7 protein-coding genes are annotated in these 8631 nt (G+C 69.1%); all 7 read right to left on the reverse strand.

Annotated elements, in window-relative coordinates; all coding sequences use genetic code 11:
- Nucleotides 1-656: S1C family serine protease (locus tag ACJ8AT_RS30700; protein ID WP_407741487.1), on the reverse strand; the 656-nt coding region annotated here is incomplete at its 3' end.
- 186 nt (nt 657-842) lie between these two features.
- The gene (locus ACJ8AT_RS30705; RefSeq protein ID WP_407741493.1) at nt 843-1685 is read right to left on the reverse strand and encodes a trypsin-like serine protease; all 843 of its coding nucleotides are present in this window, start codon (nt 1683-1685) and stop codon (nt 843-845) included.
- Between the two features lie 218 nt (nt 1686-1903).
- Nucleotides 1904-2923, reverse strand: coding sequence for a trypsin-like serine protease (locus tag ACJ8AT_RS30710; RefSeq protein WP_407741488.1), 1020 nt, complete (start codon nt 2921-2923; stop codon nt 1904-1906).
- A gap of 9 nt (nt 2924-2932) precedes the next feature.
- Nucleotides 2933-5029 (reverse strand): ATP-binding protein, encoded by a 2097-nt coding sequence (locus ACJ8AT_RS30715; RefSeq protein ID WP_407741489.1) that lies wholly within the window; start codon nt 5027-5029, stop codon nt 2933-2935.
- A 9-nt stretch (nt 5030-5038) separates the two neighbouring features.
- On the reverse strand, nt 5039-5680 hold the full coding sequence (locus ACJ8AT_RS30720) for a LuxR C-terminal-related transcriptional regulator (protein WP_407741490.1): 642 nt from the start codon (nt 5678-5680) through the stop codon (nt 5039-5041).
- Between the two features lie 99 nt (nt 5681-5779).
- Nucleotides 5780-6856, reverse strand: a complete 1077-nt coding sequence (locus tag ACJ8AT_RS30725; protein ID WP_407741491.1) for a dipeptide epimerase — start codon at nt 6854-6856, stop codon at nt 5780-5782.
- A 96-nt stretch (nt 6857-6952) separates the two neighbouring features.
- The coding region (locus ACJ8AT_RS30730) for a protease pro-enzyme activation domain-containing protein (protein WP_407741492.1) at nt 6953-8631 on the reverse strand (1679 nt) is incomplete at its 5' end.

Raw genomic sequence — 8631 nt, forward strand, 5'->3', positions numbered from 1 at the left:
GCCCACAGGTGCTGGGGCAGGCGCACGGGGTAGGCGCCGACGCCCAGGTAGCCGCGGCGGATGCCGCCGTGCTCCCGGAGGGTGTTGACCACGCGGGTGAGCGTCTCGCTGGGAATGGCGACGGCGGCGGTGCGGGAGAAGGCGGCGGTGAGCAGTCCGAGGAAGCGGCCCTGAGCGTCCACCAGCGGCCCGCCGGAGAAGCCAGGAGGCAGATCCGCGTCCGTCTCCAGGTAGCGGTGGATGCGGCCACCGGCGTGGGTGCGCCACTCATCGCCCAGGGCGCTGACGATGCCCAGGGTGGCGCGGGTGGTGCGGCCGGGGTGGCCGAGCGCGAGCACGAGGTGGCCCACCTTCACGCCGTCCAGAGGGGCGGGAGCCAGCGGGGTGAGGCCCGCGGCCTCGGTCTTGAGGAGCGCGAGATCAGTGCTGGGGTCGCGCCCGACGAGCTCGGCGGGGGCGGTGCGGCCCTCGGGGAGGCTGATCTGGATCTGCCCTTCGTGCTCGACGGAGTGGCTGGTGGTGAGGATGTGGCCCTCGGTGCTCCAGACGATGCCGGTGGCGCCGCGCCGGCGGCGGGCCTCCACGCGGACGACGGAGGGAGCAAGGCGCTCGACGAGGGAGGCGATGGACTGGGAGAGGGAGAGCAGATCGGACATGGCGTTTCCTTTCTGGGCCAGAAATTAAGGGCCTCGAAGGCGCGCCACATCGGCGAGACGGTCAGGCAGGGGACCTATCCATTCAGGCAGGGGACCTGCCCATCCGGAGGGCCTCCGCGCGGCAACCCTCACCCGCAGGGGAGGAGGCTCATGCTTTCGGGGAGGGAGTGCAGGAGCGTGGCCGGCTCAGCTCTCATCGGCTTTCTGGAGCATCTGCCTCAACCAGCTCCGGTGGGAGTAGATGCTGGTGAAGACGGACATGTGCCCTCCTGCAGGCTTCTCCGCGCCGACGGTCGTGATACCCACGAGCACGTTCTTGTCCCCCTTCTTGATGCAAGCTCCCCCACTATCGCCCGGCTGCGCGTGGGAGGCCGCGCTCCCATCGGACAGTTGCTGCTCCTCGGCCCTGAAGACCGCGCTCCCCGTCTCCAGAGGGATGAGCCGGTTCACCTTGTTGTCGCCAAAATGGCGGAAGCCATAGGTGGGGGTGAGGGTCCCAGGTCCGAAGCCGACCAGGGTGATCAGGTCACCGACCTGGACTTCAGCATCCGCCAGCGCGATGCGGGGCATCTGCAGCGATATGGGTTGGTCGAGGAGGATGGCGGCCAGATCCGCGTTGCTCCACATCACCTGCTCGGCTCCGCTCCTCCTCCCGAAGATGAGCTCCAGCCCAGGATGAACCTGCACCTTCCCATGGTAGGGCAGGGGCTTTCGCTCCTGGGGAGCGCGAGCTGGCGTTGAGGCATAGGAGGCCGTGAACACCTCGGCGTCCTCGACGCACGCAGACTTCGTATCGATGATCCCCGTGAGCTCGACTCCCTGGAGCACCGCGACTCGCTGAATAGGGCGGCCCTCGCGAGCTGGACCGGAGGTGGCTCCCGCCTTGCCGCGCGCTGCCGTGTCATGGGCCGTGGGCGGGCGGCGAGCGCAGACGCAGTGCCCCGCCGTGATGACGAGGCGCGGGTGGATCAACACTCCCGAACACTTGCCAAGGAATCCACCCGAGTCGCTAGAGCCAACGAGGACCATCACGGACGAGAGATACCGATCCGCGGTATCCAGTTGGCCTGGAGACACGAGGATGGACCCCTGAGGGAACAAGTCTTCGGAGGGCTCCGTCCCGCTCGAGAGTGGGGCTCCACCGGGCGAGGAAGTCTCCGTGGCGCAGTCAGGCAAGGATGCGAGCCCAAGCGTGGCGAGCCACAGGCGGAGTACGCATGAGCCGAGCCAGTTCGTCGGGGGATTTCTCAAGGTGTGAACTCCCCAGGAGTCTCCGCCCGCTGGATTTCTTGCTGGAGCCACTCACGGTAAGCGAGGAGGGCCGTCAGCGTAGGTTGCGGGCCCAGCCCTGTCGTAGAGATCCCCACGAGCGTGGGACCTTGGGGAGAATCCCTGAAGCAGGGACCGCCGCTGTCACCTCTGAAGAAAGACTCACTCTGCTGCTCGAGCTGGAACCTTTCCCCGGCTGCGTCCACGGCGGCGGCAACCTTGCGCTTGTTGATGAGGCGCGTGTCATCCAGCCAGCCCAGTTCCTCGGCATGGCCAAAACCCACCAGCGCGAGAGACTCCTGGAGAGCCACGCCTGTGGTGGCGATGGGAGCTGGCCGGAAGCCCTGGGGAACCGGCGTGTCCAGCGCGATGAGTGCCAGATCCGCGTGACTGGAGAGGATTTCGCCCTGGGCATTCGAGCGCACGTCCAGCCGGGGATGGGGGTGAACCCTGCCCAGGTATTGCGCGGAGGTGTGGCCGGGGGCCTCTCGCGGCCTGCGGGGATCGTATTCATAGAAGAAGAGATCCACGGAGGCGGTTTCGACACAGCCGGACCCATCCACCTGCTGCGCCACGGGGCCACGAGTCATGGGGGGATGGTTCTGACAGACGCAGTGGCCGGCGGTGAGAACCAAGTGGGGAGAGATGATGACACCGCTACAGCCGCGCAGGCCATCGATGAGCTCTAGAGCCTTCGGGGTGACGCGGACCGCGGCGGCATAGCGGTTGTCCAGGTCGGGCTCTCCCTCCACTCGGAACCTGACGCTGGGCAAGAAAGCCCCCGCCCCAAGCAGAGGATCCTGTTCATCCACGTCCCCACCGGCCGGCGCGGAGACGGACGTAGCGACTCCCGTGGAGGACTCCTGGGGGCGTGACGAACAGCTACCGCAGCCCTGCGATATCGCGATGAGGTACGAAGCCCATGCGAGGAGCGCAGGGGGATAGCGCATGAGTCGTACCTGAGAACTTCGGTGGTGGTGTCTGAAGAGCCCGGACATGGCGCTTGCTCAGGTTGGCGGCACGACAGGCAGGAAGAGGGTGAAGGTGCTGCCCCGGCCGGGCTCGCTCTGGACCTCGAGCCGGCCCCCGTGGCGCGTGACGATGTCCCGGCTGATGGACAGCCCCAGCCCCGTGCCCTGTCCTCGCGGCTTGGTGGTGAAGAAGGGCGTGAAGAGCTTGGAGATCGTCTCCTGCGTCATCCCCTTGCCCGTGTCCGAGATCTCCACCACCACCTCGTCCCCTTGCTGCCGGGTGCGGATGCGGATCTCTCCCCACTGCTCGAGGGCCTGCCCCGCGTTGAGCAGCAGGTTGGTGAACACCTGGACGAGCTGTGTGGGATGGCAGGTGATCCGAGGCAACGGCCCGAAGTCGCGCTTCACCTCGCACTTGTATTTGAGCTCGTTCCCCACCATCCGCAGCGTGGACTCCAGCTCCGCGTTCAGGTCCACCACCTGCGGCTTCCCGTCATCCTCGCGGGCGAACGAGCGCAGGCTCTGGGCGATCTCCTTGATGCGCCGCGTGCCGGTCAGCGACTCCTGGATCAGCTCGGGCATGTCGGTGAGGAGCTGCTCCGCCTCTGCCTGCTCCCACAACCTCCGCAGGCCCTGGCGCTGCTCCGCCGACAGCGTGCGCGGCTCGGAGCCCGGCGCCTCCACCAGCTCGCGCAACGAGCCCAGCAGCGGCCCCAGCAGGGTGGCGTACTGCTCGAGCGTCTTCAGGTTGCTGGTGACGTAGCTCACCGGGTTGTTGATCTCGTGCGCGATGCCCGCCGCCATCTGCCCCAGCGAGGCCAGCTTCTCGGCCTGGATGAGCTGGGCCTGCCGCTCTTCGATCAGCCGGCGCTCGGTGATGTTGCGGATGATGCTCACGGCCTCGTCCGGCCCGCTTCGCACCAGGCGGGCCTCGTAGCTCTGGCGCCCTTCTGGCATCTCCAGGTCGTACTCGTAGACGGCCACGGTGCTCTCACGAAGCACGTACGCCAGTTGCGAGAGCGTCAGATCGATCAGGAACTGGGGAATCGGCAGCTCCCGCATGTTCTTGCCGACGAACATCTCCGGCGCCAGCAGGGTCCGCTCGGCGGTGCTGCAGCTGAAGTCGATATAGGTGCCATCTCCGCGTATCCGGAAGATGAGATCCGGGATGGCCTGGAGCAGGGCGCTCAGCCGCTCCTCGTCGCGCTTGCGGGCGGTGAGATCCGTGTCCGTGCCTACCAGGCGCACGGGCCGGCCCTGTTCGTCGCGCAGCGCCACCCGGGCTCGGGAGAGGATCCAGGCCCACTCGCCATTCTTGCGCCGCGCTCGGTACTCGAACTCGGCCTGGGGGGAGTGCCCTTCCGAGTGCTCGCGCAAGATGCCCTCGATCCGAGGGAGATCCTCTGGGTGGCACAGGCGCCGCCAGGTCTCGATGGTGGGCTCCAGCTCGTGCTCGGCGTAGCCCAGGATCTCTCGCAGGCGGCGGCTCACATGCAGCTCCTGCGTGGAGAGATCGCAGTCCCACACGTCCATCTCCACGCTGGCGAGCTTCTGTCGCAGCTCCTCCAGCTCCACCTGGAGGCGGCGCGTGGCCTGCCAGCCTTGCAGGAGGCTGCCACCGACGGTCAGCAGGGGCTGAAGAATGTCGGCGGAGGGGAGCTCGGAGCGGAGGACGAGGCCCACCAGCCCCACCCGTGTGGCGTCCGCATGGAGAGGCAGCGCCAGGAAGGAGCGCGCGGCGGAGGGTTCCGGGGAGCGGGGCGTACCGCCAGGAGCCGTCAGGGACTCGGCGAAGGGTACCGGCTGACCTGTGGACAGGGTCGACTCGGCGAGCGCCTGGAGGCTCTCGACCTCTCCCCAACCCGGAGGCGTGGAGGCGACGATCTGGAAGGGCCGCCCCGCCTCGGGGCCAGGGCGCACCGCGCCGAGGAAGCCTTGCTCGCTGCCCATCTCCGCGAGCAGGAGCGACAGCCATCGGTCGAGCAGCCTCAGCGGATCCCCGCCCCGGATGAACTCGCTCTGAAGCTCGAAGAGTGTCTTCAGCAGCGAGTCCCGCGCATGTGGCGTCGCCTCGGGAGGGCTGCGGCGCGCCTCCTGACTCCTGCTCGTCTTCGAGGTCTTGGACTCAGGCACGCGCGCACTCTACAGTGTGACCAGCCCCAGGCGCGCGGCGCGGACCACCGCCTCGGTGCGCCGCTGCACACCCAGCTTGGCGAGCACGGCGTTCACGTGGAACTTGGCGGTGTGCTCACTGATGGCGAGCCGGTCAGCGATGGCCTTGTTGGATAGGCCCTCGGCCAGCAGCGAGAGCACCTCGCGCTCGCGAGGCGTCAGGGGTTCTGGGCTGGTGGGGGTGGAGGTCGAAGCCCGGGGCGTGGAGCGCACGGGGGAGAGCGAAGGCTCGAAGACAGCGAGCCCCCGAGCCACAGCCTGGAGCGCTGCCAGCAATGCGCTCGGGGTGGCATCTCGGAAGAGCAGGCCCCGAGCCCCGGCGGCGAGTGCCAGCTCTCCCGCCGCTTCATCAGACACCAGCGCGAGCACCGGGGCGCTCAGCTCGGGAGCCTCCAGCCGCCCCTCGGCCTCCGAGAGGCGCAGGCCCACGTCCCACAGCACCACGTCGGGAGGCTCGGCGCGAGCCGCTTCCAGCTCCGCGAGCGTACCGGCAGCGGCGATGGTGAGATCCTCCCCGCCCTGATCGGCGAGCGCCCGGGAAAGAGCGCCCCGAGCGAGCGGATCCTCCGCGACGAGGGCGAGGCGGAGGGGCGATTCGAGCGAGTCCAGCACGTTCCCCCATGCCTAACCGGTTGGCCTGCGTTTCGCCGCGCCGCGTACGAACCACCGGGCATCCCACACCTCCTGGGGGCCCAGGAGCGCCGCTGCGGCTCAGGCCAGCTCCACGCCGTGGCCCGAGGTGACATCGCCGATACTCACCCGGGAGCCCTGCTGCCGGTAGCCGCCGCGGAAGGGGTGTTTCGCGATGAACAGGGGCGTGTCGAGGTCCGCGTAGTGGAAGCCGCCCAGGCCCGCGGCCAGGTGGGCCGAGCAGCTCATGGCCAGCGTGCTCTCCACCATGCCGCCGATCATCAGCTCCATCCCGGCGGCGCGAGCCAGGTGCCACATCATCAGGGACTCCACCACGCCGCACTTCATGGTCTTGATGTTGATGCCCGTGGCCGCGCGCTCGCGGATGAGGCGCAGCACGTCCTCGGCGGAGCGGGCGGACTCGTCGGCGCAGATGGGGATGCGCGTGGTGCGCGTGAGCTCGGCCAAGCCGGAGAGATCCTCGGCGGGGACGGGCTGCTCGAAGAGGGAGAGCGGCACGCCCGCGCGCTCCAGCCCGGAGAGGAACTCCCGCGCCTGGGCCACGGTGTAGCCACCGTTCGCGTCGGCGAAGAGCCGCGCCTGGGGAGCGACTTGAGAGATGGCCACGAGCCGCTCCACGTCCTGCTCGGGTGACAGGGCGCCGACCTTTACCTTCAGGGTGGCGATGCCACGCGCGAGGATGGACCGAGCGGAAGACTCGGCGTGCGCGCGGTCTCCGGCCGTCACCGTCATGTCGATGTCCAGCTCCGTGCCGGCGCCGCCGAAGAAGACCCACAGGGGCACGCGGTGGTGGCGGGCCAGCGCATCCAGCAGCGCCGTCTCCAGGCCGCAGCGGGCCGAGGGCTCCTCAGGCAGCGCCTCGGTGAGCCACGCGGACAGGGGACGCCAGGTGCGGGCATCCCGGCCAAGCAACTGCTCTCTCACGGACTCGATGGCGGCGAGCGTGCGGGCCTGCGTCTCACCACTGACGGCGGTGAAGGGCGCGGCCTCGCCCAGCCCGGTGGTGCCATCCGCCAGCGTCAGGCGCACAAGCACGTTGTGAGCCACATGCTGCGCGCCGGTGGCGATGGCGAAGGGCTCGGTGAGCGGCAGGTCCAGCGGCTCAACGGTCAGCGCGGTGATGACGGTCGGGTTCATGGGAGGACAGGGCTCGAGAGCCCTGCACCCTATCCGTTTCCCGGAGCCGGTGGGGCGTCCCGAGGACAGGCGCCCCACCGGGTAGGCACTGCGGCGTTAGCAGCCCTGGTGATCGATGTCGCAGATGAGCCCGGAGACGCGCGGCGTGCCGAAGCCCGTCACGAAGTCCCAGCCGGGCGTCGTCGCATACAGGCCGTTGGACGCGGGCAGCCCCGTGGCGGTGTCGGTGGAGCTCACGTCGAAGAAGTCCCGCGCGTACGAGGCCGCGTTGTTGCCCACGCGATAGAGCGCGTAGTTGGCGAAGCCGTTGCCCTGCGGGTTCGAGGACGCGCCCTGGATGCGAGCCCACATGCCCACCCACAGCGGCGAGGACAGGGACGTGCCACCACCCACCGAGTCCGCTCCGCCGCTGATGATGGAGAAGCCGTTGCCCACCACGTCACCCGACTGGGCGGCCACATCCGAGATGCCTCGGCACGTCGTCAGCGGGTTGTCCACGCAAGGCGTCAGGCCGGGGGTGCCGAGCTGGTAGCTGGGCGCGGGGATGAAGAAGGTGGAGCCGCCACCCGAGAACGCCCAGCCATACTCGTGCGAGCGGTGGCCGGCGCCGTCCGTGTAGAGCACCGTACCGCCCACGCCCACCACGTACGGGAGCGAGGCCGGGGAGTTGGTGATCGGCACCACCTGGTTGAGCACGCCGTTACCCGCGCCGATGACGGCCGCGAACGCTACCGGGCACGAGGAGCCCGTGTCACCCGTCGAGGCGAAGAGCGTGCGGCCCTCCAGCGCCGCCTGGCGGAGGATCTCCGAGAAGGTCGCGTCGATGTTGTTGCCCAGCCCCTGGCCCACGGGCAGCGAGGGGTTGAGCAGCGGCTGGCCCGCCAGCGGGCTGACCACTGGCACCGTCTCGCACTCGCCGAAGGACGCCGAGGCCTGCAAGGGGCCCGTGGAATCATCCACCCAGTTGGTGAAGGAGTGCGTGATGCTGACGTCGGAGAGATCCTGGCCGAAGTACAGCCGCAGCTCGGACACGCCGGGCGCCATGGCCGTGGACGACTGGGTGTCCATGTCCCACTCCACCAGGCCCGAGTCATCGCTGAAGTCCGTCTCGCCCGCCGGGTGCACCACCGTCACCGGCACGGTGGGCAGGCCGAACTTCGCCTCGAAGATGCGCAGGTCGCTGATGACGTCATCGGTGCGGCCCTCGCCGAAGATGCCGATCTTCTGGCCCTGGCCCACGTGCTGCGCGGGCTGCTCGTAGACCGACCACATGTCCTGCGGCGTGGTGGTGCCAGTGCATACGCCGCCCACGCAGGTGTCCTGGCTGGGCGTGCGCGCGGGCAGGGAGAAGCGCTGCAGCGTGTTGAGGCCGACGATGTTGCGGATGCCCAGCGCCAGCGGCACCACGGGCGCCGAGGTGTTGGCGATGAACTGGCTCTGAGCGAGGGCGAACCGGTGGGTCGCCGTGCCGAGCAGGGCGTCCACATGCGCCACGTCACCGTGCACGGCGAGCTGATCGCGCGCCGTGGAGACCTGATCGACGACGAGCCCGCCGCCGGTGAGCCAGGACCTCACCTGATCGAGCTGGGAGCTGGGCACGCCAAAGCGCGTCGCGAAGGCGCTGGGGGTCAGGAAGTGGCCGAACGAGGCGCTCGAAGGGTTATGCACGGCGTCCAGCATCGCCTTCTCGCCGGCGGGATCCGGGCGCTGCAGCGTCACCACGAAGCGCACCGGCGTGGAGGGGCTCGCAGTTCCCAGGTCCGTGGCGTTCACCA

The sequence above is a fragment of the Hyalangium sp. genome, assembly GCF_045802625.1.
GTDB lineage: Bacteria > Myxococcota > Myxococcia > Myxococcales > Myxococcaceae > Hyalangium.